The sequence below is a fragment of the Marinifilum breve genome (genome assembly GCF_003202155.1).
Taxonomy (GTDB): Bacteria; Bacteroidota; Bacteroidia; order Bacteroidales; family Marinifilaceae; genus Marinifilum; species Marinifilum breve.
Genome location: NZ_QFLI01000146.1, coordinates 1 through 441 on the forward strand (window position 1 = coordinate 1; position 441 = coordinate 441).

At 43.5% G+C, this 441-nt stretch carries 1 protein-coding gene; it reads right to left on the bottom strand.

Annotated elements, in window-relative coordinates:
• Positions 1-435, bottom strand: a 435-nt coding sequence (locus DF185_RS24900; RefSeq protein ID WP_498365938.1) for an RNA-directed DNA polymerase, incomplete at its 3' end; no start/stop codon positions are given.
• Positions 436-441 lie beyond the last annotated feature (6 nt).

Below are 441 nucleotides of genomic sequence, written 5' to 3' on the forward strand. Positions count from 1 at the left end.
AGTCGACGAGAGTGTTATTTCCATCAATAGGTCTATGATGAAGTTAAACAGAAATGGAGAGAGTGGACAGCCTTGACGGACACCACTTGAGGTTGCAAAAGTAGATGACAGTTCGCCATAAGCTCTGACTCGACTGGTAGTGTTCGAGTAAAGAGCCTTCACAAGGTTTATGTACTTCTGAGGTACACCTTTCAATGACAGACACTGCCACAGAATCTCGCGGTCTACAGATTCAAATGCTGCTTTTAAGTCAAGAAAGACCACCATTGTCGGACGTCGATAAGTATGCCTGTGTTCTAGAATCTGACGAATGGTGAATATGTGGTCGATGCAGCCACGACCAGGTCTGAAGCCAGCTTGAGTCTCTCGTGTTTGCAGTTCACGAGTCTTAGTTAGGCGTCTGATAATTATCGAAGCTAGTATTTTAGATATTATATTAGT